This window comes from Mesorhizobium sp. M1E.F.Ca.ET.045.02.1.1 (genome assembly GCF_003952485.1).
Lineage (GTDB): Bacteria > Pseudomonadota > Alphaproteobacteria > Rhizobiales > Rhizobiaceae > Mesorhizobium.
This window is the reverse complement of sequence record NZ_CP034447.1, coordinates 56,439-81,836: the sequence shown is the minus strand read 5'-3', so window position 1 is coordinate 81,836 and position 25,398 is coordinate 56,439. Positions and strand designations below refer to the sequence as shown.

Annotated in this window: 17 protein-coding genes and 3 pseudogenes; 16 read left to right on the top strand and 4 right to left on the bottom strand. The window is 61.6% G+C overall.

All coding sequences use genetic code 11. The features are described from left to right. Nucleotides 1–84 precede the first annotated feature (84 nt). From EJ070_RS00360 to EJ070_RS00340, 5 genes and pseudogenes are all read left to right on the top strand, one after another. Complete coding sequence (locus tag EJ070_RS00360) at nt 85–537, top strand: S26 family signal peptidase (protein WP_245464777.1); 453 nt, start codon at nt 85–87, stop codon at nt 535–537. After that, nucleotides 525–1,208: a lytic transglycosylase domain-containing protein gene (locus EJ070_RS00355; RefSeq protein WP_024505647.1), complete on the top strand. Its 684-nt coding sequence runs from the start codon at nt 525–527 to the stop codon at nt 1,206–1,208. The genes EJ070_RS00360 and EJ070_RS00355 overlap by 13 nt, the downstream gene beginning before the upstream one ends. A 179-nt stretch (nt 1,209–1,387) precedes the next feature. Continuing rightward, nucleotides 1,388–3,358 carry a relaxase/mobilization nuclease RlxS gene (gene rlxS, locus EJ070_RS00350; RefSeq protein WP_126089902.1) on the top strand — a complete coding sequence of 657 codons (1,971 nt, stop codon included), beginning with the start codon at nt 1,388–1,390 and terminating at the stop codon, nt 3,356–3,358. A gap of 356 nt (nt 3,359–3,714) precedes the next feature. Continuing rightward, nucleotides 3,715–4,698 (top strand): annotated as a pseudogene (locus EJ070_RS00345) (ATP-binding protein). Between the two features lie 17 nt (nt 4,699–4,715). Beyond that, nucleotides 4,716–7,182, top strand: a pseudogene (locus EJ070_RS00340) (S8 family peptidase). A gap of 214 nt (nt 7,183–7,396) precedes the next feature. Here EJ070_RS00340 and EJ070_RS00335 read toward each other — a convergent pair. From EJ070_RS00335 to EJ070_RS00320, 4 genes are read right to left on the bottom strand one after another with little or no spacing between them, the layout of a single operon-like run. After that, complete coding sequence (locus tag EJ070_RS00335; RefSeq protein ID WP_091595803.1) at nt 7,397–8,956, bottom strand: E2 ligase fold family C protein; 1,560 nt, start codon at nt 8,954–8,956, stop codon at nt 7,397–7,399. A gap of 3 nt (nt 8,957–8,959) precedes the next feature. After that, on the bottom strand, nt 8,960–9,448 hold the full coding sequence (locus EJ070_RS00330; RefSeq protein WP_091595801.1) for a Mov34/MPN/PAD-1 family protein: 489 nt from the start codon (nt 9,446–9,448) through the stop codon (nt 8,960–8,962). After that, the gene (locus EJ070_RS00325) at nt 9,445–10,062 is read right to left on the bottom strand and encodes a putative metal-binding protein (protein ID WP_091595799.1); all 618 of its coding nucleotides are present in this window, start codon (nt 10,060–10,062) and stop codon (nt 9,445–9,447) included. Before EJ070_RS00325 ends, EJ070_RS00330 begins: the two co-directional genes overlap by 4 nt. Then, nucleotides 10,055–10,351, bottom strand: a complete 297-nt coding sequence (locus tag EJ070_RS00320) for a DUF2604 domain-containing protein (RefSeq protein ID WP_024505654.1) — start codon at nt 10,349–10,351, stop codon at nt 10,055–10,057. Before EJ070_RS00320 ends, EJ070_RS00325 begins: the two co-directional genes overlap by 8 nt. Before the next feature lie 922 nt (nt 10,352–11,273). On the opposite strand from EJ070_RS00320, the gene EJ070_RS00315 reads away from it, so the two are divergent. The 11 genes and pseudogenes from EJ070_RS00315 to trbG all read left to right on the top strand — a co-directional run bounded on the left by EJ070_RS00315 (nt 11,274) and on the right by trbG (nt 25,343). Next, complete coding sequence (locus tag EJ070_RS00315; protein ID WP_245464776.1) at nt 11,274–14,738, top strand: Ulp1 family isopeptidase; 3,465 nt, start codon at nt 11,274–11,276, stop codon at nt 14,736–14,738. 218 nt (nt 14,739–14,956) lie between these two features. Beyond that, nucleotides 14,957–16,987: a conjugal transfer protein TraG gene (locus tag EJ070_RS00310; protein ID WP_091595898.1), complete on the top strand. Its 2,031-nt coding sequence runs from the start codon at nt 14,957–14,959 to the stop codon at nt 16,985–16,987. A 116-nt stretch (nt 16,988–17,103) separates the two neighbouring features. After that, nucleotides 17,104–17,517 carry a CopG family transcriptional regulator gene (locus tag EJ070_RS00305; protein ID WP_029354930.1) on the top strand — a complete coding sequence of 138 codons (414 nt, stop codon included), beginning with the start codon at nt 17,104–17,106 and terminating at the stop codon, nt 17,515–17,517. Next, nucleotides 17,514–18,482 carry a P-type conjugative transfer ATPase TrbB gene (trbB, locus tag EJ070_RS00300; protein WP_091595797.1) on the top strand — a complete coding sequence of 323 codons (969 nt, stop codon included), beginning with the start codon at nt 17,514–17,516 and terminating at the stop codon, nt 18,480–18,482. Before EJ070_RS00305 ends, trbB begins: the two co-directional genes overlap by 4 nt. Nucleotides 18,483–18,494: 12 nt before the next feature. Continuing rightward, nucleotides 18,495–18,803, top strand: coding sequence for a TrbC/VirB2 family protein (locus EJ070_RS00295; protein WP_024502851.1), 309 nt, complete (start codon nt 18,495–18,497; stop codon nt 18,801–18,803). Then, entirely contained in the window at nt 18,803–19,075 is a 273-nt protein-coding gene (locus tag EJ070_RS00290; RefSeq protein ID WP_126089901.1) for a VirB3 family type IV secretion system protein, read from the top strand. Before EJ070_RS00295 ends, EJ070_RS00290 begins: the two co-directional genes overlap by 1 nt. Beyond that, complete coding sequence (trbE, locus tag EJ070_RS00285; protein ID WP_029354937.1) at nt 19,069–21,519, top strand: conjugal transfer protein TrbE; 2,451 nt, start codon at nt 19,069–19,071, stop codon at nt 21,517–21,519. The genes EJ070_RS00290 and trbE overlap by 7 nt, the downstream gene beginning before the upstream one ends. Further along, nucleotides 21,516–22,241: a P-type conjugative transfer protein TrbJ gene (gene trbJ / locus EJ070_RS00280; protein ID WP_091595793.1), complete on the top strand. Its 726-nt coding sequence runs from the start codon at nt 21,516–21,518 to the stop codon at nt 22,239–22,241. Before trbE ends, trbJ begins: the two co-directional genes overlap by 4 nt. 33 nt (nt 22,242–22,274) lie before the next feature. Beyond that, a complete protein-coding gene (trbL, locus tag EJ070_RS00275; protein ID WP_091595791.1) occupies nt 22,275–23,597 on the top strand; it encodes a P-type conjugative transfer protein TrbL in 1,323 nt (440 codons plus the stop codon). Then, nucleotides 23,598–24,266: pseudogene (gene trbF / locus EJ070_RS00270) on the top strand (conjugal transfer protein TrbF); the annotation flags it as partial. Nucleotides 24,267–24,329: 63 nt separating this feature from the next. After that, nucleotides 24,330–25,343, top strand: a complete 1,014-nt coding sequence (gene trbG / locus EJ070_RS00265) for a P-type conjugative transfer protein TrbG (protein ID WP_164746653.1) — start codon at nt 24,330–24,332, stop codon at nt 25,341–25,343. Nucleotides 25,344–25,398 lie beyond the last annotated feature (55 nt).

Genomic DNA, 25,398 nt, shown 5'->3' with positions numbered 1-25,398 from the left:
CCTTCCATCCATCTGATCGGCAGCCGCCTGAGGCGTGTTCGAGCCCGTAAGACGGTCGCCTTGGCCGCGGCCGGTCTCGGTCTTTTGGGCTTCACGGCGCTGGGAAAGCCCACCCCTTGGCTGGTCTGGAACGCCTCGGCCAGCGCGCCGATCGGCCTTTACCGCATCGCTGCGGGAGCGCTGGCGCGTGGCGATCTCGTGCTCGTGCGCCCGCCTGAATACGCGGCGTATCTCGCCGCCGAGCGCAGCTATCTGCCTCGCAATGTGCCGCTGGCAAAACGTCTTGCAGCGCTGCCGGACGATAATGTCTGCGCCTTCAATGACGCCATCATCATCGGCGGCGACATCGTCGCGCGCCGGCTCAAAATCGACGCCGAAGGCCGACCTTTGCCATGGTGGAACGGCTGCCGAGCGCTCGGGGATAACGAGGTTTTCCTGCTCGGCAGCGACAAAAACCGCTCCTTCGACAGCCGCTATTTCGGGCCTGTTCCCACTCAAAATGTCATCGGGAGGCTCGTACCGCTATGGACCGAGTGACCCTCCTCTTGTTGGGCATGATCGCCATTGCGCCATGCGCCTGTTCCGCCTCGACCGGCGCTGAGCCGGTCGCCATCTCCCAAAGTCCGCAGCTGCGAAAGTGGCAGACGTTGGTATCGGAAGCAAGCCGGCGCTTCCATATTCCCCAAGCCTGGATCTATGCCGTCATGGCTGCCGAAAGCGGCGGCAAGACAATGCGCGGCGGCCGCCCCATCACCTCCCCCGCTGGCGCCATGGGCCTCATGCAGGTGATGCCCGGCACCTATGAGGAGATGCGGGTCGAACACGGCCTTGGGCCTAACCCCCACGATCCGCGCGACAATATCCTGGCCGGCACGGCCTATCTCAGCGCCATGTATGACCGCTTCGGATTTCCTGGCCTGTTTGGCGCCTACAATGCCGGTCCCGAGCGCTACGACGAGCATTTGAAGCGTGGCAAACCGCTGCCAGAAGAGACCGTCGAGTACCTCGACCAACTCAAGGCGGCCGGAGTTTCGGCGGCCGACATCGAGGCGTTCGAAAGCCAATCTGTCGCTCCAAAGGCGCAAATCGCTCCTCTCGGACGGTCGCTGTTCTTCATTCATGACGGTGTTCACTCAGGCGTGCGAAACGGCGATCTCTTCGTGCCGCTCGGCAAGGACGGCGCGCAGCCGAAGGAGCCGGTGCGTTAGCCATGGGCGGACGGGGGCGCGTCTGGCGGGGCTGGGCGCGTAAGGCAAGATAAAGGTACCGCCTCCAGGAGGCGGTTAAATCTTTGTCTGCACATCGTTTTTCCAGGAGGCTGCCGCCGGTGCCAAGAGGGTTGGACGTGTAAGTGTCTGATTTTGCTTGATATGTCTGGGAGGCTCGCATGAAGGATGACGAGTTCAGGCCGAAGCTCGGCAAAATCGGGTCGCGCGGCTCGAAGGCAGGCAAACGCTATGCCGGTCAAGTCCGGGCAGCCGTCAACCGAGCCGGCGGCCAGCCCCAGCCCGGCGGTCGCTTCACGGGCAGCCGGACAGGGCGCGGCGGGGCGGCTGCGGCGCTGCTGAAATCGCGCGACCGGTATGCCGCCTTCCGCCAGCGCCGGGTGATCGTCAAGGCGCGGATCGTCAAGCTCGCCGGCAAGGGCGCGGACGGGGCGCGTGCCCATCTACGCTATCTTCAGCGCGACGGCGTCACCCGAGAAGGTGCGCCTGGCGAGCTCTACGGCGCCGACAGCGACCGCGTCGACGGCAAGGCGTTCATCGATCGCGCGGACGGCGACCGCCACCAATTCCGCTTCATCGTCGCTGCCGAAGACGGCATCGAGTATGAAGACCTGAAGGCGCTGACGCGGCGGCTCATGGCGCAGATGCAGGAAGACCTCGGCACGAAGCTCGACTGGGTCGCGGTTGATCATTTCAACACCGGCCACCCGCACAGCCACATCATCGTCCGAGGCAGGGACGACCGTGGCGAGAACCTGGTCATCGCGCGCGAATATATCTCATCTGGCATCCGCGAGCGGGCGGCCGAGCTGGTCAGCCTCGATCTCGGTCCGCGAACCGACCGCGAGATTGAGCTTCGCCTGCGCCGGGAAATGGAGCAGGAACGCTTCACCAGCATCGACCGTCGGCTGCTCAGCATGCGTGATGATGACGGGCTGGTCTCGCCGGGCGGTCCCGACGCCATTCGCCAGACGCTGCACCAGGGACGGCTGCGCAAGCTCGAGCGGATGGGTCTGGCCGCGGAGGTCGGCGCTGGCTCCTGGCGCCTCGACGATGAGCTCGAAGCCACGCTGCGCCGCACCGGCGAACGCGGCGACATCATCAAGACCATCCACCGCGAACTGGCCGGCAAGGGGCTTGCACGCAGTGCCGCCGACTGGGTGATCCACGATCGAGCCGGCGAGCCCGTCCAGTCTCTCGTCGGTCGCGTTGTCGCGCGTGGACTGGCCGACGAGATCAATGACCGCTACTACATGATCGTCGACGCCGTCGACGGTAAGAGCCATTGGATCGACATCGGTAGAGGCGAGGCGATGGAAACGATGCCTAATGGCTGCATCGTGCGTGTCGCGCCAAGGAACACCGAGCCGAGGCGGGTCGATCGTACCATCGCCGAAATCGCCGCCGCGAATGGCGGCCGTTACGACGTCGATATCCACCTGAAGCATGACCCATCCGCCACCGAGAGCTTTGCGCGAACGCATGTGCGGCGGCTGGAGGCGATCCGCCGCGCGACCGGCGGCGTTGAGCGAGAGCCGAACGGCACCTGGCTCATCGCGCCGGACCATCTCGATCGCGTCGCGAATTATGAGGGCCAGCGGGCCAGGGCCGAGCCTTTCGTTGTCGACAAGCTCTCCTCAATGGCGCTGGAGCGACAGGTCAGCTTCAACGGCGCCACCTGGCTCGACCGGGAGCTGGTTGCCGATAGACCCGAGCCTTTGCACGGATCCGGCTTCGGCTGCGACGTGAGAGAGGCGCAAGCTCGCCGGCGGGAGTGGCTGATCGCGCAAGGCCACGCGCATGAAGAACAGGATCGGATCGTCTATCGAGCCAACATGCTTTCGATCCTGCGCCAGCGAGAACTGAACCGTGTTGCTGGCCAACTGTCGGAGGAACTTGGCCTGCCCTATGCCGAAGCGCGATCCGGAGGACGAGTAGAGGGTACGCTCCGCCGCTCCGTCGAGCTTGCCAGCGGAAAATATGCCGTCGTTGAGAAGTCGCGCGAGTTCACGCTGGTGCCATGGCGGCCGGTGCTTGAGCGCCATGTGGGCAAGGAGGTCTCCGGTGTCGTGAGTGGGGAGGGGATTTCATGGACCGTCGGCCGGCAAAGGAGCGGACCTGGTGTTTCGTGAGATGGTGTACAGCTTTTTTAGCCAGCGGCGCGGGCAGCCATGCGAGCCCGCGTAGACCTTATGGCCGCACGCCCGCAATCGGTCGCATGGACCTGCCAGGCGGGGCGGCTTTGGAGCGTTCGGACCCGACACGCTGCGTGAGTGGCCAGACTTCGAGCGCTCGAAGATGCGGACTGTTGTCTGCTGGCCGGCGTTATTCCGGCTGGCCTATGACCGCGGCGCAACAGTTCACCGCTGAAGTTGCCACGGGCGAACATCGACAAGAGAAAAAACACCATTGCGCGATACAAATCGCCGTTGAAAGCGTTTAGGTTGCATGCGCTTCGCCAAGTAAACGGATACCCCAGAAGAGAGCCATGACCACGGCCCGCCATATCGTGACGCTGCTTAAAAGCCACATTGCCGGCGACGAGGATCGTTTCCTCTCTATCGCGATGCAGCTTGCTGCGCATGAGGCACGTCAAGGCCATGGCAAGCTTGCTCAGGAGCTCAAGGATCTGGTCGACGCAGCCAAGAGCAGGGACGCCCGGATTGCCAAGAGCAGTCGGCCGGTTCCCCTTTTTCAGCCAAAGGGCGAGCTCGCAGGGCTCCTGCATGTGCGCTATCCGGACCTGCGACTGACCGACATGATTTTGCCGGACAGTCTGCGCTCGCGCCTGCACCGCGTGCTGGGAGAGGCAGCGCCAACAAGCAAGCTTGCGCGAGCACGGGCTTGTTCCCCGTCGCAAACTGCTTCTGGTCGGCCCGCCAGGATCAGGCAAGACGATGACCGCATCGGCATTGGCCGGGGAGCTTCATCTGCCCCTTTTCACGATCGTCCTCGATGGTTTGATCACCAAGTTCATGGGAGAGACTGCCGGAAAGCTGCGGCTTGTTTTTGATGCAATGCAGGCGACGCGGGGCGTCTACTTCTTTGACGAATTCGATGCCATCGGCGCGCGTCGAGGCGAACGCCAGGATGTTGGCGAGATTCGGCGCGTGCTGAATTCGTTTCTGCAGTTTCTCGAGCAAGACGACAGCCACAGCCTGATTATTGCTGCAACAAATCATCCCGAGCTGCTCGACAGAGCTTTGTTCCGCCGTTTCGACGATGTCATCGAATACGCCGTGCCCGATCGGCCGATTATCGAGGCGCTGCTTCGGGCTCGACTCGACCGCTTCGACACCAGAGGGCTTGCCTGGAACGAGGCGATCTCTCAGGCAGAGAGACTGTCGCAGGCCGAGATCACCCGCGCGGCCGACGACGCTGCAAAAACCATCATATTGCGGGGGGGCGGATCACCTCGGAAGCGCTCATCGACGCTCTGAAGGAACGCCGGCAGGCTTCGCTGTCTGAGTAGCGACAGCACAGATCATAATGGCAGACGATTTTCCGCGCGACCGCGCCCATATCCACCTTCGCAACAACGGCATTCGGGAAGCCTATCGGCGGCCCAACCAACTTATACATGCACCGCCGCTGCCGGCGCGTGATCGGGCGTCGCATGCTGCGGCCTTGACGCAATCCATCGAACAAGCGGTCGAAAGTGCACGCCAGCAGATTGCGGCGCGTGACCCCCAGCTGTCGGTCGGCACGCCTGGCTTTTATCTCGAGATCGATCTGCCCATGTCCGGACGGGCGGCCCTCGACCAGTTGGCCGATCGTCGCCAGCACATGGAGCTGGTCGCCGTCCATGAGCCAACTCAACCCGGTGCTCCCATCACAGCGTCGGTGTTCCTGCCGCAAAGCGCGCAAGCCTATTATTTGCGGAAAGTCGAGGCGTATCGAGACGTTGACACTGACCGCGGCAGACCGCGCAACGAGCCGCTCGTCTCCCGCATGGAGACAGTCAGGCTGGCGACTGCACGATCGTTGTTTACCGACCACGACGACCTCTTCCCCCGGGCCGCTGACGAGCAGGTGTGGTGGGAAGTCTGGCTGCGCGACGGTCCCGCGAGAACTTCGAGCACATTGCCGAAGCCCTGAACATCACTTTGCGCACGCATGCGGTCAGGTTTCCGGAGCGGGTGGTCATGCTGGCACTCGCCAGCACGGCAATGCTCGACCGCATGATTGCGCACAGCGATGTCGTCGCCGAGCTGCGGCGCGCGAAGGATACGCCGTCCTTCTTCATGGGCCTTGGCGGCGCGGAGCAAAGGGACTGGAGCGACGAGCTTCTCGGGCGCGTCAGACCGCCTCAACCGATATTGCGGTCTGCATTCTCGACAGCGGCGTGCGTCGCACCCACCCGTTGATCGAACCCGCACTTGCCGTTGAAGACTGGCACACCGTCAAACCGGCATGGGGCAGCGACGACACACCTGCGTGGAGCGGCCACGGGACGCGAATGGCAGGTGTCGGCCTGTACGGTGATCTGGTCCCGCTCCTGGTCGGAGGCGATCCAGTTCCATTGCCCTTTCGGCTGGAGAGTGTTCGTATCCTTCCGCCAGAAGACGAGGCAAACGATCCAGAACTCTATGGCGCGATCACCGCGGAAGCGATCGCCCGCGCCGAGGTGCAGGCGCCGGAGCGCCGCCGCGCGATCGCAATGGCTGTGACAAGCGCCAGTCCGGCGCGTGGAAGGCCCACATCGTGGTCTGCCGCTATCGACCAACTCTGTTTCGAAGAGGAACAGCGACGCTTGATCGTTCTCTCTGCCGGCAACATCGGCGATGACCTCATGCCGGCCGAGCATTTGACGCGCAACGATCTGGAAGCAGTCGATGATCCTTCTCAGGCCTGGAATGCGCTGACGGTCGGCGCTTTCACAGAAAAGGTCGATATCATTGACACCGACTTTGCGGGCTACGCTCCGATCGCGCCGGTCGGCGAGCTCTCGCCGCGCAGTCGCACTTCGGTCGTTTGGGACAGGCAGTGGCCGGTGAAGCCCGAGGTCGTCTTCGAAGGCGGCAATCTCGCCCATGACGGTGTGTTGCCTGGCGAGCCGATCGACGATCTGCAGATATTGACCACTTTCTATCGACCCGAACTGCGCCACTTCACCACCCTCGGAGATACGAGCGCGGCAACGGCCCATGCCGCACGGATGGCGGGACTAATTCTATCAGCGCGCCCCGAGCTGTGGCCTGAAACGGTTCGCGCCCTGATCGTCCACTCGGCCGAATGGACTCCGGCGATGCGCGCACGCATCGATGCGTGCAACGGAGCGAAGGGCGAGATCCAGGCGCTCGTGCGGCGCTATGGTTATGGCGTGCCAGATCTTGGGCGCGCGCTTCTGTCAACGGTGAACGACCTCACGCTTATCGTTGAAGATGAGCTTCAGCCTTTCCAGCGCGAGGGCGGCGCGGCTGCCAAAACGCGTGACATGAAGCTGCATCGCCTGCCTTGGCCGAAGGAGCAGCTCGCGGCGCTCGGCGCTGCCCAGGTCGAGCTCCGCGTCACGCTGTCCTATTTCATCGAACCCAACCCCGGTGAACGCGGATGGACCCGCCGGCATCGTTACGCGTCCCATGGTCTTCGGTTCAGAGTAAAGTCAGCGACCGAGACAGTCGACGAATTCCGAGCCCGCATCAATCAGGCCGCTCGGGACGAGGAGGAAGGGGCGCCTGCTGGAGGCGGAGAAGAGTGGCTGCTCGGCACCTTCCGCGATCGCGGCTCGTTGCACGCCGATTTCTGGTCGGGCAGCGCCGCCGATCTCGCCGAGCGTGACGCGATCGGCGTGTTCCCGGTCGGGGGCTGGTGGAAGGAGAAGCCTTACCTGGAACGCGTCGACGCTCTGGCTCGGTACGCCCTGATTGTGACGATTCGGGCGCCTGGGGTCGATGTTGACATCTTCACACCCGTCGAAGCAGCCCTGACTGTCGAGACGTCGGTCGAGACCTGATGCAGCACTGTCCAAACCGGCCAACAACGGAGGTTTGACCAGCCTCTGGTGCCATGGCGGCTGGTGCTGGATCATCACGTCGGCAAGGAGGTGTCAGGGATCATGCGCGGAGGACGATAGGCGGGCAAAGGAGCGGGCCAAGCGTGTCATAATGGCGCCCATGGTCACGCCCACAAGCCGCGCCCCCTGCGTCCACGGAGAGGTGCGCGTCTGCTTAGGCGGCCGAGACATCGCTTACCTGATCAACGGGCTCGCCGTATTTGCGCCTGTAAGCGGCAATGAAATCGTCGTCGCTACAGATGCAGCGGCCGCTGGAGTCCTTGGCCTTCGGATCGTGCAAGTGAGAGCCAAGGGGGCGCAGAAGATTCACCCGAGTGCTCGTCGTCGGGCTCATGGGAAACCCCGCACTATGTTTGACCAAATCCGCGGCAAGCATAATCCCGGCAAGCACCGACTGAAAGGCCATCGGAACGACAGTTCGAACGCGGCGACTTCCTTCGCTAAGCTGGAACACCAGACCGCCGCAGATAGCCTGCTGATAAAAGGAGCGCAGGGGCTGGCCGACAAACGGGGCTAGCGGTTCAAACGGCACAGCCATCGCTGTAGCCACGCGAACTACAAAGTCGTTGGGAACTCCGGCATTGGTCTGCAGGAGCGTTTTCACCTGCTCGTGTGCTTCCGGTATTCCGAGTTCCTCGGCAATCAGCTGGTGCTCGTCCTTGGATTTTCCGGATGGCAGGTACATGCAACAAAGGCAAGCCTGGCCGTCATCGAAACCATGCCGGGAGATACCGAGATCGTGCTCCTGCGTCCAAGCGTTTGCGATCCATCGCGGCAGTGCACCTTGGACAGCCAGACGGTCGGCGGCGGTGTCAAGCGCCACACCCACTTGGTCGAAGACCCAATTGCCCCGGCGCGCAACATATTCTGCCCACGTCAGAGGGTGCGCCTCGACCTCAAGGGCAGTCGATCTAAGGGCGGTGGCTGCAAGAACCGCCTTGGACATACCAATCTCCGCCTGGCCGGCCAATGCGTAGCGCTGCAGGTTTGAGAGTTCGATCGCTTCGTGATCGATTACATGCAGACGACCCTTGAGATCGGGTTGTCTCGCTAGCGCCCAAAGCGAGCCATGGCCTATCGCACCGAGCCCAACGAGGTGGGTTTCGCCAAGGTCGACTGGAAAGTCGATCGGGCCAGCCTCCCCGGCTTTGGTCTTGTCGTAGCTGCATAGCGAGAGGTCGATGGTTTCGTCCAACTCGGCGCCGGTCAACTGGGCGGCGAAGATAGTTCGAAAGACGTTGGCGGCGCCGAAGCAACTGGCGGCGCCAGCTCCATAAGGCAGCAGACTTGGGCCAGAGCCCACCGGGTCCGTACGCGACAGCTTTGCCGCCCAACCGTCCGATCCCACGAAAAAGATCGGGCACCGGAGTGATGGGCGCGTTACCCCTGCAACGACGCAGACGGTGGCAGACTTGCCGGAACGCCGGATGCCGACTTTTGGATTGATCGACTTTGCCAAGCGCTCCAGCGCTTGGGCTTGAGAGCTCGCCGCGCTGTCCAGCGGGAGTATCGCCAGAACCGGGTAGAGCCTAGCGAGCAATCTCACCGCAAGATCTAATGTCGCCTGGCCTTCGGCGCAGGAAGCGGCCTGATGGTCGAAGGCGACTGCCACGACCTGCTTTTCAAGAGCTGCTTTGAAGTCTCCCAGATGAAAATCGGCCAGGACCTGAGATGCCGCCGTGGCGGCGCGATCGATGAAGTTAGCGAATGCCATTGTTCAACTCGATATCATGATCATTCGCGACAGTGCCGCGGGAGGGAGCGCATTCCATTTGGCCTTTTCGTCAAGCCGATAGGCGGCGACCCGAGCAAAATCGAAAGGCTCGCGGGCGAAATTCGGCACCACCAGCGACAGACACCCAACCGTGGTAGCAACCGCATAAGCGTCGTCCGTCGTCGAATGGTAGGCGCGGCCCGGATGGCTGTGAATCTGGGCCAAGAGTTTCAGGCCGCTTTTGTAGAGCCAGACATTGAGCCGGTGCAGTTCTTCGGCCGCAACGATCACGCAAACGCCATCGTTTGTTCGAATGTGACGCTGCGCCGGGATAACCGTCTCTGTTACGGCAAAGTGCCGGTCTTCCTGAACGCCGACCCAAAGTGCCATCCCCTCATTGCCCTCGCGACCAACTGAGCGCAGATGCCCATGCGTGGTCGAGATGCAGCCGCGCGGGAGAGTCACGATCGTTACATCTCTCAAACCAGTCATTCTTGTATCGCCTGAGGGGATACCACCATTCCTACGATTGTCGGTTGGAGTTGAATCTGCAACTGCTCTATAGGAACGATTCCGTACTTGATGATCTTGTCCAGGATGAAGGCCAAACAGCCTTCGCCAGAACCCCGATGAAGTAGCCATGGATCACCTGAATGGGCTGGATTGTCGTGGTATTCCCGGACGCCCGCCATGCACAGGAATGGTTCGTCCTCGGGACTGTTGGCCTGGATGAAGTCCGTCAGCGGCACGGCGTTCTGCTGGATGAGAGCTCCTATCATCTCCGGCGGCGTTCCGGGCAGCGGCGGACGTCTAAGCATTTTCAGGTATAGATCTTTCCGGGCAATCGGATCACGCGTAAACGGATCGACGAAGACCACGGACGGTGGTCTTAAGTCGTAGTCGGTGAAGTCGACCTCGCTCGCTGCGCTGACCACCCGTGGCTTTAACTTGGGGCTGGCGAAAATGAAGAAAGCGCGCGGAAAAGTCGCCTCGATCAAGAAGCAGCCCTGAGCCCGATAGACATCAGCATATGGCCGGAACCGGCCGATCTCCCGATCAAACTTCGCTCGGGAGACCTCCGGATCCACACTTTGGGGTTTAGGCACCTGCGACGCCCGCCTTCAGGCTGAGGAACAGGGTCACAGTATTCGGGAAACCGAAATCGCCAAGCTTCTTGTCGACGTCGAGCAAGTTGCCGGCCTCATCCTTGAATTCCCAATTCTCGGCTGGTTGGGCGACATTCTGCGTGTTCTCAAGGGCTTTGGTACGAATGACGTGAAGCGGCTGGTTGGGATTGGCTTCGACCTGCGTGGGCTGGCCGTTCACCACCACCGTGATCTCGATCTTGCCCGGTCCGCCGCCGTGATTATCGCCCTTACCCGAATCCTTCGACATTGTCCTACTCCTGTGGCTTGCCAACCGCCCCACGCCCTGGCACCCACCTGCGAGTGAGACCGGCGGTCTTCAATCGTTCACCCGGCGCCACGGCCGCGAGTACGCGAAAGACAGGGGATAAGCTACCGAATCGGTGCTTGCCTTCTTTTATGGGTGACTTGAGCCGCAAGTAAATGGTCTCAAATTGCTCCTCACAACTATAATCGATTAGAGCAATGCGAAAATATTGGCGACACGCCTATTCATCTGCTCTCTCACTCGCCTGCTCCGTGCTCGGCAAGGGGAGCTTTGATCTGCGTCACGCGTCCCCAAGCAGCTGATTGCGCCGGCAGCGCCATAGGAACCGTCGTTCAGAGTCTTCACCACTCAAGCACCCGCATGGATGCATGCCGACGCTCGTCTCCACAAAACAGCGCAAGTGGTGCCTTGTTGGATAAGGTCGCCTCGTACCTGGTGCAGCATCTCTCGGAACGCATGCCGCTGCGAGACCAGGCCTCATCATCGCGTCACATAGGAGCTGAAGCTTTCCGGATCGGGTATCCAATCGGCATCCAGTTGCTCGGCGATATGGTTGAATTCTGCCCTCAGGACAAGAGTGAGTAGAGCAGCCCCGCTACGAAAATCCCATCCTGGTTCGTTTGACGCATCGACTATTCAGATTGATTGGCGTGATACCCGGCGCGGCCGCAACACGCGAGGCCGTCAACCGCTGAGCAGAAAACCAGCCTTCGCCTTCCGCGGCGGCGGACCTCGTCAGCCTCTCGAAAGCTTGCCTGAGTAGGTTGCTCATGTGATCTGTGGAAGTGAGGATAGCGTGCACCCGTACAAACTAGACATTCATCGTGGCAGCTTGGCTGCAGGTGCAGCACGCCGTACCGCACGAGCAAGCGGACAGGCCGGCCAAGCCGGTTTTGAGCAGCACTTGGGCGAACTGCAGGCGGCGGACGAGTTGATGGGTGCGCCAGGCGAGGAGGTCCTCGTCAATGGCTCGCATGGTAAAGGTGAGTTGAGACCAACGAAGAGGCAGAGGATCCAAAGCAATCTGCAGCATGCTGTCACTGAGCGGCAACCAGGTGAGGTTGGCAACTCAGGCGCTCGCGTGATGATGCAACTCCCCACCCATCAGGTGGGTACATCGGAACGGGAGGCGCAACTTGTGATGCAGGGGGACGAGCACGAATACACCCCAGCACCGCATCTCGACGGGTCGATGCCCTCGACAGTGCAGCCGGATCGTCCAATTGTGGTCCCCGACGGTGCCGACAAGCGTCCTGTTTATTCCAACGATGCCACCGCCATCGAAGGGCTGAAGTCAGCACTCCTTGCGGGTAAAGCCAGGCCGGACACGGTCACTCGCAGCACAAATTCTCTTTTCGGCTTTAGTCGTTGGCTCTTTCAAAACAACAAGCCAGGGCTTGCTGCTCGGCTTTACCATCCGTCGCTGAGCCAGGATCTCGAGGAGTACGAGAGTAGGGGTGGTTCCTCCACCGTGGCTGGCGCACTGCGTCAATTGATGAAGTCGATGGGCGGAGCCGGCCCGATTGTGGGTCGCGCTGTCCTGAACCCCCATCCTGACGACGCCGCGCTCACCAGACATTTCAGATCCGCGAGCGGCTACGCAACTGCTCTTAACCATTTCAGTCATTACCTACGTCAAAATGACAAGCTCGGAATTGCGGGTCGCATTTACGATAAATCGCTGGATAAAGATGTTGAGAGCTACAAGGCCGCCTCCTCTAATGGTGGAGCTCCGATCGAATCTGCGCTGGTTTATCTCCGCAAGAACCCGCCGCGCGTTATACTCGGGAATCATCTGGAAAACGCGGTCAGCATGGAGGCTCGTCCCCGTGGCGACGCTGCTCAGCATACCGCACCACAGCAGGGATTCGATTGGCCAGAGGAGCTCCTGCCGGTAGGTTATAAGGAGGGCACCGATCTACCATTGTCTCTCGCCCCAACCGCGCACCAACACCAAGCGCCCGACTTTGGAGAGGCCGTCCCTCACTTGAACTGGCGCCACGGCGACCAGGGCGCCCCGGAGGAGCTGGTAGCTGCACGGGACAGGAGCAGCCCGCTGCCAAGCGAGGCGGTGCCACATAAATCTGGACGGGGACTCGCTACGCAGCCCAGATTGTGGGCGGAGAAATCCGCCTCGCCAGAGCTCTTTCGACGGCGGGCGGAGCAGGCTCTGCCGGCGTCCGCCAGAGGTGTGGAGACATCCTCCGCGGTTGATGAAGCCGCGCAGGCCGCTCGCCAAGCTTTGGCTTGGTTGCAGCAGGAGATGGAGGGGATCGAACCGATGCAGGATCCTCATAAGGTGGCTACACCGGAATGTGAGGCGCAGCTCGTCAGGCAGAGGGATGAGCACGAATCCACCCCAGCACCGCATCCCGGAGGTGGTGGGTCGATGGCCTCGACAGTGCAGCCGGATCGTCCAATTGTAGTCCCCGACGGTGCCGACAAGCGTCCTGTCTATTCCAACGATGCGACCGCTATCGAAGGGCTGAGGGCAGCATTCCACGCGGGTAAGGCCAAAGCGAACACGGTCACTTACAATGTAAATTCTCTTTTCGGCTTTAGTCGGTGGCTCCTTCAAAACAACAAGCCAGGGTTTGCTGCTCGGCTTTACCATTCGTCGCTGGATCAGGATCTCAAGGAGTACGAGAGTACGGGTGGTTCCTCCACCGTGGCTGGCGCACTGCGTTACCTCAAGAAGTCGACAGGCGGAGCCCAGATTATGGCTCGCCCTGTCGTGATCCCCTATCCTGACGATGCCGAGCTCATTAGAAATTACAGAGCCGCTTCGACCAAGGAGTACCTGGCAGCGCCTGCGACCGGACGGAATCCAGATACCGTGGGCGGCTATACAAATTTTCTTAGACATTTTAGTCAGTACCTGCGTCAAAATAACAAGCTTGGGATTGCGGCTCGGATTCACGACAAATCGCTGGATAAAGATGTTGAGAGCTTCAAGGCTGTCTCCTATGGTAATAGGCTAAGTATCAGTTCTGCATTGGCTCACCTCCGGGATATCCTGCCGCGCATTGTGCTCGGGCGCGAAACTGTCCTTTCTGCTCATCCGGCAGACGCAGTCACCAGGCGCGTTGGGGCCGCTGCTGAAGCTGGGCCAGCGGCACCGGCAAGAGCTCCCCAACCCGCCTCGCCAGCAACCGCTAGGCTGCCAGGCACCTACCGCGGCCTTCCACTGGTTGATGTGACCACACTGACTACCAGTTCCTCTGGGGCTCAGATCGGGGCGCTCGATCCGACAGCCCCGTCCAACGTTGCAACGGGGCGGGTGCTCGGCGCCGCCGAATGGCTGAGCGACGCCCATATCCAGAGAGATTACAATTTGCTGGAGGGGCAACTGCAGGGGATCAATCCGGCGCTCGCTGCCCGGACTCGGCTGGTGGATCCTTCCGTATCCCATCTACTGCGACACACGTCGCCGCAAGACGCTCGAGGCATATTGCAGTCCATCTATAATCAAAACAACGCCACAGCCGACTTCCTGTTCTTGCCAGTGAATAATGGCACGGCTACTAGCCCCGGCACCCATTGGTCGCTGCTGCTCGTTGATCGCCGCGACCCGGAAAGGCGGTTCGCCTATCACTACGACTCCCTCCAGCGAGAGGGATATAACGACGTGCCTGCAAAACAGCTCGCAGGACTGCTGAATGCCACCTTGGCGCCAGCCCCCATGGCCAGACAGACGAACCATTATGATTGCGGCGTATTTGTCCTGGAGGGCACGTGGGCGCTGGTTGAACGATTGGTGAAAGGGCAGCGGCCAGACCACGAGCCGCTGCCCCTCGACAACCTCGTTGCCGATCGGCAGGCGCTGCAAGACCGGCTAAGGAGGCGCTTGCCGCACGAGGAAGAGCCGCGGCAGCTGCTGGAGGATGAACCCGCCTCCCCACCGATGATGGCATTCGAGCCAGGGGAACTGCGGCAACTGTTGGAAGACGAGCCTGCCTCCCCACCAATGATGGCGTTCGAGCCAGGGGAACTGCGGCAACTGTTGGAGGACGAACCTGCCTCCCCACCAATGATGGCGTTCGAGCCAGGGGAACTGCGGCAACTGTTGGAGGACGAGCCTGCCTCCCCACCAATGATGGCGTTCCAGCCAGGGGAACTGCGGCAGCTGTTGGAGGATGAACCCGCTTCCCCACCGATGATGGCGTTCGAGCCAGGGGAACTGCGGCAACTGTTGGAGGATGAACCCGCTTCCCCACCGATGATGGCGTTCGAGCCAGGGGAACTGCGGCAACTGTTGGAAGACGAGCCTGCCTCCACTTGGGCACAAATCAATTCGACCCCACATGCGCGAGCGGACGGTGTTCATCAGCCAGCCCAGGCGCCGTGGCTCCCTGAACGCAGAAGATAACTTTGCGGAGGAGCGGTCACGCAACTGTCGGCGGCGCCGGGCCTCAGGGTGAATGGAAAGGATGGAGTGGCGGATGGTGTCGCGTGAAGGCGCAACACGCGTGCTGACCGACCTGATACGTAGGAAGTCGTTCATTGCTCCCAAATCGTATGTGAGGAACATTCCTGTCCCGGCTGCGCCGCGCGATGCTAGGTCGCGTTGTTCAGCGGGCCAAGCCGATGACACCTACGAAGCTACTGATCGGGCAGATCGCCGTTGTGTGCGCAATTGTCATTATCGGCGTATGGACGGCAACCCAATGGTGCGCTCAAATGCTGACCTACCAGACGCCTCTCGGCGCACCATGGTTTCTCTTCGCCGGCTGGCCAATCTACAAGCCGTGGAAGCTGTTTGAATGGTGGTTCCACTTCGATGCTTATGCGCCGGAGGTCTTCGACAAAGCCGGTACGCTTGCAGGCGCCAGCGGATTCCTGGGCTGTGCCGCCGCAATCGCTGGCTCGCTTTTGCGCGCGCGACAGCGCGGGTCGGTTACGACCTATGGGTCTTCACGGTGGGCCACGACTCATGAGGTCGAGACGGCAGGGTTGTTACGGCCGGCGGGCGTTTTCCTCGGTAGGCTGAACGATCGCTATCTGCGCCATGACGGCCCGGAGCACGTCATGGCATTTGCGCCGACGCGTTCGGGCAAGGGCGTGGGGCTGGTTGTTCCAACGCTACTTTCCTGGACCGGGTCTGCCATCATTCATGATATAAAAGGCGAAAATTGGCAGTTGACCTCCGGCTGGCGGTCGAAATTCTCGTACTGCCTTCTGTTCAATCCGACCGACCCGAGATCGGCACGCTACAACCCGCTGCTGGAGGTACGCAAAGGCCCAGATGAGATCCGAGACGTTCAAAACATCGCCGACATCCTCGTCGATCCCGAGGGCGCGCTGGAGCGACGGAACCACTGGGAGAAGACCAGCCATTCACTCCTAGTTGGCGCCATTTTGCACGTGCTCTACGCTGAAGAGGAAAAGACGCTGGCCCGCGTCGCCACCTTCCTGTCGGACCCGCAACGCTCGTTTGCCGCAACGCTACAGCGGATGATGACGACAAACCATCTCGGGACGGGGCATAACCCTCAGGTCCATCCCGTAGTGGCCTCGGCGGCTCGCGAACTCCTGAACAAGTCGGAGAACGAGCGCTCAGGCGTCCTCTCGACCGCCATGTCCTTTCTCGGGCTTTATCGTGATCCAACGGTCGCGACGGCCACTTCGTCCTGCGACTGGCGCATCGCTGACCTAGTGGATGGAGAGCGACCGCTGTCGCTCTATCTGGTCGTGCCGCCTTCGGATATCTCGCGCACCAAGCCTTTGGTGCGACTGATCTTGAACCAGATCGGCAGGCGGTTGACGGAGCGCCTGGAGGGGGACCCGAAGAAGAGCCGTAAGCATCAACTGCTCATGATGCTGGACGAGTTTCCGGCGCTCGGTCGCCTCGACTTCTTCGAGACGGCGCTCGCCTTCATGGCAGGTTATGGCATTCGCTCCTATCTGATCGCACAATCTTTGAACCAGGTTTCAAAGGCCTATGGCGAGAACAATGCTATTCTCGACAATTGCCACGTGCGAATTGCCTTTTCCTCCAATGACGAACGCACGGCCAAGCGCATCTCGGATGCCCTCGGCACCGCAACCGAACTTAGGTCGATGCGCAACTATGCGGGCCATCGGCTTGCGCCCTGGCTTTCGCATGTCATGGTGAGCCGCCAGGAAACCGCGCGCCCGCTCCTGACGCCAGGCGAGGTGATGCAATTGCCGCCGTCAGACGAATTGGTCCTGGTTTCTGGGTTGCCGCCGATCCGCGCCAAGAAGCTGCGCTATTATCAGGATCAGAATTTCACAGACCGGGTGCTGCCTGCGCCGGTGCTGCGCGACGGTCCCTATGCGGACTGCCCTGCATCACGCCCGGACGGCTGGACTGGACAAGTGTGCAGCGTCGATAGCCGACTTGCTGCGGACGACGAAAGCGCCGACGCGCCAGTTGAAGACGAGGGAGGCGTTCAGCAGCAACGCCATCCAAGCCTGCCCGTAGAAGACGTTGTTGTCTCTCAAGAGCCCGATCAGGCCGATCTGTTGAAGCCCGCAGACGATGACAGCGAAGCGCTCGCGGACAAGCGTGTCATGGATCGGATTTCCACTGCGGCCCGCGCCTACGGTATCAACGAGGGCAGGGGCGACGACAAGGATGTCATTCCCGGCTTCTGAAGTCCGCTGAGTTGCAGAGCGCATCTCAGCGTAGATAACGGCCATAAGCAATTTTGAGCGTCTGGCCGATCCTTCTCCCGTCGCCGGCGCAACGCCGGGCCGTCGGAACGAGCCGCATGAAGCCCCACCGCATTCGCCATCAGTTTCTGCTTGAGCCGGAGCTCAGCGAGAAACTGGACAACCTCAGTCGCGATCCGTCAACGACCAAATCAGCGATCGTGGCGAAGGCGGTCGAGGCGTTCATCGAGCGGCGTGGCGAGAACGAGTTCGATCGGCGCTACGGCGTAAGGCTTGACCGGCTCTCCCGCGACCTTGCCCACGTCAGGCGCGATGCCGAGGTGATCCTGGAGAGTCTGGCGCTCTTCATCCGCTTTTCGATCACGCTTCATGCCCACACGCCTGTGCCGGACAGGGCGACCCAGGCGATTGCCCAGGAGCGTTTTGACAAATTCGTTGAGCAGGTCGGCCGCCAGATCGCTTCCGGCAAAAGGTCGCTTAGCAAAGACAATGGTGGGGGAGGGGAAGGATGAGCTCTCATCCCGAGGCCGACCACCGGCGGCGTGTCATGCTGCGCACCGCCCTGGGTCCGGCAATCACCGAAGCCCTTGCCGATCCGTCCGTCATCGAGGTGATGGTCAATCCCGACGGTGCGCTGCGGCTCGACCGGCTGGGCGAGGGCCGAGTCAATACGGGCGTGCATCTGCACCCGTCCGAGGCGGAACGCATCATCCGCCTGGTCGCCTCCCATGTGCGGGTCGAGGCGCACGCGGACAATCCGATTGTCAGTGCCGAACTGCCGTCGGGCGAGCGCTTCGAGGGTCTGCTGCCGCCGGTCGTGCTCGCGCCATGCTTTGCCATCCGTAAACCAGCGGCAAAGCTCTACACGCTGGCCGACTATGTCGCGGACCGGATCATGCTGCCGCTGCAGGTCGATGTGCTCAAGAGGGCAGTCCGCGAGCGGCGCAACATCCTGGTCGCCGGCGGCACGTCTTCGGGCAAGACAACCCTTGCCAATGCGCTGCTGGCGGAGGTCGCAGAATGCGACGAGCGGGTGATCCTCATCGAGGACACGCGCGAACTGCAGTGCGCGGCCAGGGACTGCGTTGCCCTGAGAACGAGGCGGGGCTCGGTCACCCTTGCCGATCTCGTGCGCTCAACGCTGCGGCTCAGGCCCGACCGCATCATCGTCGGCGAAGTAAGAGGTGCGGAAGCACTCGACATGCTGAAGGCATGGAACACCGGGCACCCCGGCGGCATCGCCACGGTTCACGCCAATTCGGCGCGCTCCGCACTCTACCGTATCGAGCAGCTCGCACAGGAAGCAGTCGTCACCGTTCCCCGCCGCCTCATCGCCGATGCCGTCGACCTGCTCGTCTTCATCGCCGGCCGCGGCTCGTCGCGCCACATCGACGCAATCGCCGAGGTCACCGGTCTCGACGGCAGCGGCGATTACGCCGTTGCCCCGCTCACGCTTTCGCAACTCCAGCAGCTTTGAAAGGCCTTCCTCATGCGCAAGAAGCTTCGCTTTCTTTCGTCCACAGCGCTCGCGTTTCTTATCACGGCCCCCGTTTATGCGGCCGGCTCCGGCATGCCGTGGGAGCAGCCGCTGCAGCAGATCCTGGAGTCGGTGCAGGGACCGGTCGCCAAGATCGTTGCGGTGATCATCATTATCACCACCGGCCTGACGCTTGCCTTCGGCGACACCGCCGGTGGTTTTCGGCGCCTGATTCAGATCGTCTTCGGTCTGTCGATCGCCTTCGCGGCATCGAGCTTCTTCCTCTCCTTCTTCTCCTTCGGTGGTGGGGCGCTCGTCTGATGGCCGCCGGGGAGCAGCATATCGAGGGCTTCGCAGTACCGGTCCACCGTGCGCTGACCGAGCCGATCCTGCTCGGCGGGGCTCCGCGCGCGGTGGCGATCCTCAACGGTACAGTGGCCGCGGCCCTTGGCTTCGGCTTGCAGCAATGGATTGCTGGTCTGGTGCTTTGGATCGCGGGCCACTCGTTAGCGGTCTTTGCCGCAAGACGCGATCCGGACTTCGCCAGCGTGCTTGTGCGCCACCTTCGTCTGAAGGGGTGGCTTGCATGCTGAACCTTTCGGAATATCGAAGCAAAGCCGACCGGCTTGCCGACCATCTACCCTGGGCTGCCTTGGTGGCGCCCGGCATCGTGCTCAACAAGGACGGCAGCTTTCAGCGGACGTTGCGGTTCCGCGGCCCGGATCTCGAAAGTGCGACGGAGGCTGAACTCGTCGGCATTTGCGGCCGGGCGAACAATGCTCTCAGACGCCTTGGCTCTGGCTGGGCATTGTTCTTTGAGGCCGAGCGCATAGAAGCGCTGGGCTATCCGAACTCGCATTTTCCTGACGCCGCGTCGTGGCTGGTCGACGAAGAACGCCGCGCTGCTTTCGAGGGGAAGGTAGCGCACTACGAGAGCCGCTATCATGTGACCTTAGTGTTTATGCCACCGCCCGACGCCCAGGCGCGCGCGGAAAGCGCGCTCGTCGACTCTCATTATTCCCAAGGAGAAAGAGACTGGCGCCAGGATCTGGCGAGGTTCCGTGACGAGACCAACCGCGTGCTCGATCTCTTCTCGGGCTTCATGCCCGAAGTACGCGTCCTCGATGATGCTCAGACGTTGACCTATCTCCACGGCACGATTTCGCCTCGACGCCATCCTATCATGGTCCCGGAAACGCCGATATATCTGGATGCCATCCTGGTCGATGCGCCGCTTGCCGGTGGCCTGGAGCCGATGCTGGGTGAGCAGCATCTTCGCACACTGACCATCCTCGGCTTTCCGAACCTCACCCGGCCCGGGATTCTCGATGCCCTCAATCATCAGGATTTCGCCTATCGCTGGATGACGCGCTTCATTCCGCTCGAGAAAACGGAAGCCACGAAGACGCTGACGCGGTTGCGCCGGCAGTGGTTTGCCAAGCGCAAATCGATCGTGGCAATCCTACGCGAGGTCATTACCAACGAGCCGGTCCCGCTTGTCGACAGCGATGCCGACAACAAGGCGCTCGATGCCGACGAAGCCCTTCAGGCATTGGGCGGCGATCATGTGAGCTTCGGCTATCTCACCACGACCGTGACGGTGTGGGGCGAGGATCGCCAAGCCGCTGCAGAGAAGCTTCGCGCGGTCGAGCGCATCATCAATGGGATCGGTTTCACCACGATCCGAGAAGGCGTCAATGCGGTCGAGGCTTGGCTCGGCTCATTGCCTGGCCATGTCTACGCTAACGTTCGCCAACCGCTCGTTCATACTTTGAACCTTGCCCATCTCATGCCGCTGTCGTCGGTTTGGGCCGGTCCTGCGACAAACGAGTATCTCGCGAAAGTCACCCAAACCGAAGCGCCACCGCTTCTCGTTGCCGAGACCAGCGGGTCGACACCGTTTCGGCTTTCCACCCACGTCGAAGATGTCGGCCACATGCTGGCTGTTGGTCCGACCGGCGCCGGCAAGTCGGTTCTGCTTGCTCTGATTGCTCTGCAGTTCAGGCGCTATGCCGGCGCCCAGGTTTATGTCTTCGACAAAGGCAATTCGGCCCGTGCTGCAACACTTGCCATGGGTGGAGAACACCACGCGCTAGGAGCGGACGGTTCCCTTGCCTTTCAGCCACTGCGCAGCATCAACGACCAGGCTAGCCGAAGCTGGGCGGCCGAATGGATCGCCAGCCTTATTGCCCACGAGAACGTCACCGTCACGCCGGAGGTGAAGGAGGCTATCTGGTCAGCGCTGGCCAGCCTTGCCACCGCGCCGGCGCAGGAACGCACACTGACCGGCCTTTCGGTCCTGCTTCAATCCAATGCGCTGAAGTCCGCATTGATGCCCTACACGCTCGACGGTCCCTTCGGCCGCCTGCTCGATGCCGATCATGATGGGCTGGCCTTGTCGGATGTGCAGTGTTTCGAGACCGAGGAGCTGATGCACAGCCAAGGCGCTTTGCTGCCGGTGCTTACCTATCTGTTCCAGCGACTTGAGGAACGGTTCGACGGACGGCCCACGCTGATCATGCTCGACGAGGCGTGGGTCTATCTCGACAATCCGCTGTTCGCCGCCCGCATCCGCGAATGGCTGAAGGTGCTGCGAAAGAAGAACGTGTCGGTTGTCTTCGCTACGCAGTCGCTGGCTGATATCGCGGGCTCTGCCATAGCGCCGGCAATCATCGAAAGCTGCCCGCAGCGCATTTTCCTTCCCAATGATCGTGCCGTGGAACCCCAGGCGCGCACAGCCTACGAACGCTTCGGTTTAAGCGAGCGGCAGATCGAATTGATCGCCCGCGCCACGCCGAAGCGTCAGTATTATCTGCAATCGCGCCGCGGCAACCGTCTGTTCGAGCTCGGGCTTGGCCCCATCGCTCTTGCGCTTTGCGGTGCTTCCGATCCGGCCACGCAGACTCTGATCGACAGGATCCTGTCCGAAGACGGGCAAGGCAGCTTTGCCTCGCAGTTCCTGATCGCGCGCGGCCTCGATTGGGCCGGCGAACTTCTCAAGCAATTCCCTCAACCAGACAAGGAGCAATTAGCATGATGCGGCGACGCCTTCTCTCCGGCCTGATCACCGTTTCCCTGATCGCCAAGCCTATGGCCGACTATGTGCAGCCCGCCTACGCCCTTATCGTGTTCGATCCGTCCAATTATGCGCAGAACGTGCTGACGGCCGCGCGCGCCCTGGAGCAGATCAACAACCAGATCCAGTCGCTGCAGAATCAGGCGACCATGCTGCAGAACATGGCGCGCAATCTTCAGCGTCTGGATTTCTCTTCCGTTGGCCAACTCACCGGTTCGCTCCATCGCATCGACGGCTTGATGGACCAGGCGAGTGGCCTCAGCTTTGATCTGGGCAAGCTTCAAGACCAGTGGCGCAGCCAATATCCGGAAAGCTACGACGCCACGATCAAGGTCAGCGATGTGGCGAGTGCTGCGCGCGAGCGTTGGCAAAGCGCCATGCAGGCGTTCCGCCAGACCATGGGGGTCCAGTCGCAAATCGTCGAGAACGTCCGCGCCGACGGCGATCTGCTCGCCGATCTCGTCAACCGCAGCCAAGGGGCGGCCGGTGCGCTTCAGGCAAGCCAGGCCACCAACCAGCTGATAGCGCTTTCGACAAAGCAGCAGATGCAGATCCAGACGCTGCTCGCAACGCAGTTTCGAGCTGAGGCCGAGGATGCCGCCCGCAAGGCCCAGTCAGAGGAAGCCGCCCGCGAGATGACGAAGCGATTCTTGGGTACCGGCTCGGCTTATCCCGGCAATTAATCACGAGTTCATCACGACGAGGAAGGCAGCGGCATGAACGACCTTGGCGTCATCGATCGCTTCATGGAGACCTTCATCCGCTACATCGACAGCGGGTTCGGTCTGCTCTCGGGCGACGTCGCCTTCCTCACTACCATTCTGATCGGCATTGACATCACACTTGCCGGCCTGGCGTGGGCGCTCGGCGAGGAGACCAGCGTTCTCGGCCGGCTTGTCCGCAAGGTGCTCTATGTTGGCGTCTTCGCCTTCATCCTGAACAATTTCAAGAACCTCGCCGATATCATTTATCGTTCTTTTGCCGGTCTCGGGATTAATGCGTCGGCCGGCAATCTGTCGGCAGACAATCTCCTGCGCCCGGGCCGCATTGCCGCGACCGGTTTCGAAGGTGCTTGGCCAATGCTTGACCAAGCCAGTCAGCTCCTGGGCTTCCCGGAAATCTTCGGCAACGCACTGACCATCTTCGTGCTGCTGATGGCCTGGTTCCTGGTCATCATCGCCTTCTTCATCCTTTCCATCCAGCTTTTCATCACCATCCTTGAGTTCAAGCTCACCACGCTGGCAGGTTTTGTTTTGGTTCCATTCGCACTTTGGAACCGTTCAGCGTTCCTGGCCGAACGCGTGCTCGGCCATGTTATCTCGTCAGGCATCAAGGTGATGGTGCTCGCCGTCATTGTCGGCATCGGCTCCACGCTCTTCGGGGAGTTCGCTTCCGCATTGCAAGGCAAGGAGCCGGATCTGGCCGCTGCCATGTCCCAGGTACTGGGCGCACTGGCACTGCTTGGCCTTGGCATTTTTGGGCCGGGGATCGCGTCGGGTCTTGTCTCAGGCGCACCGCAGCTTGGCGCGGGCGCCGCCCTCGGCACGACCGCGGCGGCAGCGGGTGTATCACTCGTTGCTGGAGGCACGGCATTTTCTGGCGCGCGTATGGCAACCAGCGGCGGTCTCGCCGCCATCCGCGCCGGCACAACAATGGGATCGGCTGCTTCCACGTCCTGGCAGATCGGGCGCGCAACCTCGCCCGACGTTGGCCTCTCCGGTGTGGCTGCTGGAATGCATGGTGTAACCAGTGCCGCTGGCGGCGCCGCTATACGCGTAGCGCGATCCGCCACTGCAAGTGTTGGGCGCAACGCCGATGCCGGGCGCGATGCCGCGTGGACCGCGACCGGCGGCACGCCGACCGCGTCAATGACCGAGCGCTCTGCCGGTTCGGCCACTGTTTCGGCGCCGACGTGGGCAAGGCGCCTACGTTCTGAACAGACCGCCCGTGCACATCGCCACGCTGCCATGCAAGCTGTCCGAGACGGAGACCGGCCGGGAGGCAGCGCCAACCCCTCTCTCAACGACAAGGATGACTAGATGCTCTTCAAGCGACCCGTGCACCGTTACGGCAAAACACCCGAACCGGTCACGCCGTATCAAAAAGCCGCCCAGCTGTGGGACGAGCGCATCGGCTCATCTCGACTGCAGGCCAGGAACTGGCGGCTCATGGCCCTTGGGTGCCTGGCCTTGGCGACCGGACTTTCCGGCGGACTCGTATGGCAGTCGATGCAAAGCCGTGTCGTGCCTTACGTCGTCGAGGTCGATGGCTTCGGCGAGACGCGCGCCGTCGCGCCGGCAATCCGGAATTATGAGCCCTCGGATGCTCAGATCGCCTGGCATCTCGGCCGCTTCATCCAGAATGTCCGTTCCGTTTCCACCGATCCGGTTTTGGTACGGCAGAACTGGTTCGCAGCTTACGACTTTGCTAGCGATCGCGCAGCGCTCTTCCTCAACGAATACGCCAAGGCGAACGACCCCTTCGGTCAGATCGGAACGCGCAGTGTCTCGGTACAGGTCACCAGCGTGGTCAGGGCCTCCGAAAGTTCATTCCAGGTCAAATGGACCGAGCAGGTGTTTGAGCGCGGAAGCCTTGCCAGCACGATGCGCTGGACTGCGATCCTCACGATCGTGATCCGCTCGCCAAGCAATACGGATCAGCTGCGCAAGAATCCGCTCGGCGTCTTCATCAACGCCATTGACTGGTCACGCGAGCTCGACAGCGCCGTCCCACCCCCCTTTCTCCGACGGAGTCCACCAATGAAAGATAAAATGTCACCGATTCGTGCCGTGCTGATCCTATCGGTGTCGGCAGCGGTCGTTTCCGCTTGTGCATCGAAGAAGGTGCCGCCGCCTGAGATTTCCTATGACGCTGCTGACTTCAAACCGGCCGCGATCGAGAAGGCGCCGGAGAGGCCGATTAGAATTGTCGAGGTGCCAAAACCACTGCCGCTGCCTGGCCAATTGCAGCCCGAGTCCGGCAAGGCCGAGGACAAGCGCCCCCCTGAAGAACGCGTCGCTGATGCCAACAAAGCCGCGACCCAGCAACCCACCAAGTACGGGTATGTTAATGCCGTGCAAGTCTACCCCTTCACCGATGGCGCGCTTTATCAGCTCTATGCCGCGCCGGAGCGCGTGACCGACATCGCTCTGCAGCCGGGCGAGAAACTAACCGCCGTGTCGGCTGGCGACACCGTGCGCTGGGTCATAGGCGATACCGCAAGCGGCACCGGTGACAATCAGCGCACCCATGTTCTGGTGAAACCCTTCGCGCCGGGTCTTGCCACCAATGTCGTCATTACGACGGACCGGCGGACCTATCATTTGCAGCTTCAAAGCACCGAGAAGACAGCAATGGCGGCAATCTCCTGGACCTACAGCCAAGACCAGATCATCGCGCTTCGCCAGCGCAATGCTCAAGCCGAGGCAGTTACACCGGTCGCGTCGAATATCGCGCTCGAAAACCTTCGCTTTCGCTACTCGATCAGTGGCGACACACCGCCCTGGAGACCGACGCGAGCCTTCGACGACGGCAGCAAGGTCTATATTGAGTTCCCTCGTCGCATAGATCAGGGCGAGGCGCCACCACTCTTCATCGTCGGCGCAGATGGGAGCAGCGAGCTCGTCAACTATCGCGTGCGCGGCAACTATTACATCGTCGATCGGCTCTTCGCCGCGGCCGAACTTCGCCTCGGCACCAAGCAGCAGCAGGTGATCCGCATCAGCAGGATTGACGACAGGCAACCGCTACGGCGGATCTCGCTCTTTTCGCGTTCCAGCCGGTGAGGTGAGGGCTCATGATCGAAAATTCCCGCTCTGGCATCCCGCCGAAACTGGATCC

Excerpts from the sequence above, each read along its gene's own strand:
- rlxS (WP_126089902.1), top strand. The coding sequence starts at position 1,388 with ATGAAGGATGACGAGTTCAGGCCGAAGCTCGGCAAAATCGGGTCGCGC.
- EJ070_RS00335 (WP_091595803.1), bottom strand. The coding sequence starts at position 8,956 with ATGGCATTCGCTAACTTCATCGATCGCGCCGCCACGGCGGCATCTCAG.
- trbB (WP_091595797.1), top strand. The coding sequence starts at position 17,514 with ATGAGCTCTCATCCCGAGGCCGACCACCGGCGGCGTGTCATGCTGCGC.
- EJ070_RS00355 (WP_024505647.1), top strand. The coding sequence starts at position 525 with ATGGACCGAGTGACCCTCCTCTTGTTGGGCATGATCGCCATTGCGCCA.
- trbG (WP_164746653.1), top strand. The coding sequence starts at position 24,330 with ATGTCACCGATTCGTGCCGTGCTGATCCTATCGGTGTCGGCAGCGGTC.
- EJ070_RS00290 (WP_126089901.1), top strand. The coding sequence starts at position 18,803 with ATGGCCGCCGGGGAGCAGCATATCGAGGGCTTCGCAGTACCGGTCCAC.
- EJ070_RS00305 (WP_029354930.1), top strand. The coding sequence starts at position 17,104 with ATGAAGCCCCACCGCATTCGCCATCAGTTTCTGCTTGAGCCGGAGCTC.
- trbJ (WP_091595793.1), top strand. The coding sequence starts at position 21,516 with ATGATGCGGCGACGCCTTCTCTCCGGCCTGATCACCGTTTCCCTGATC.
- trbE (WP_029354937.1), top strand. The coding sequence starts at position 19,069 with ATGCTGAACCTTTCGGAATATCGAAGCAAAGCCGACCGGCTTGCCGAC.
- EJ070_RS00310 (WP_091595898.1), top strand. The coding sequence starts at position 14,957 with ATGACACCTACGAAGCTACTGATCGGGCAGATCGCCGTTGTGTGCGCA.
- EJ070_RS00330 (WP_091595801.1), bottom strand. The coding sequence starts at position 9,448 with ATGACTGGTTTGAGAGATGTAACGATCGTGACTCTCCCGCGCGGCTGC.
- EJ070_RS00320 (WP_024505654.1), bottom strand. The coding sequence starts at position 10,351 with ATGTCGAAGGATTCGGGTAAGGGCGATAATCACGGCGGCGGACCGGGC.
- EJ070_RS00295 (WP_024502851.1), top strand. The coding sequence starts at position 18,495 with ATGCGCAAGAAGCTTCGCTTTCTTTCGTCCACAGCGCTCGCGTTTCTT.
- trbL (WP_091595791.1), top strand. The coding sequence starts at position 22,275 with ATGAACGACCTTGGCGTCATCGATCGCTTCATGGAGACCTTCATCCGC.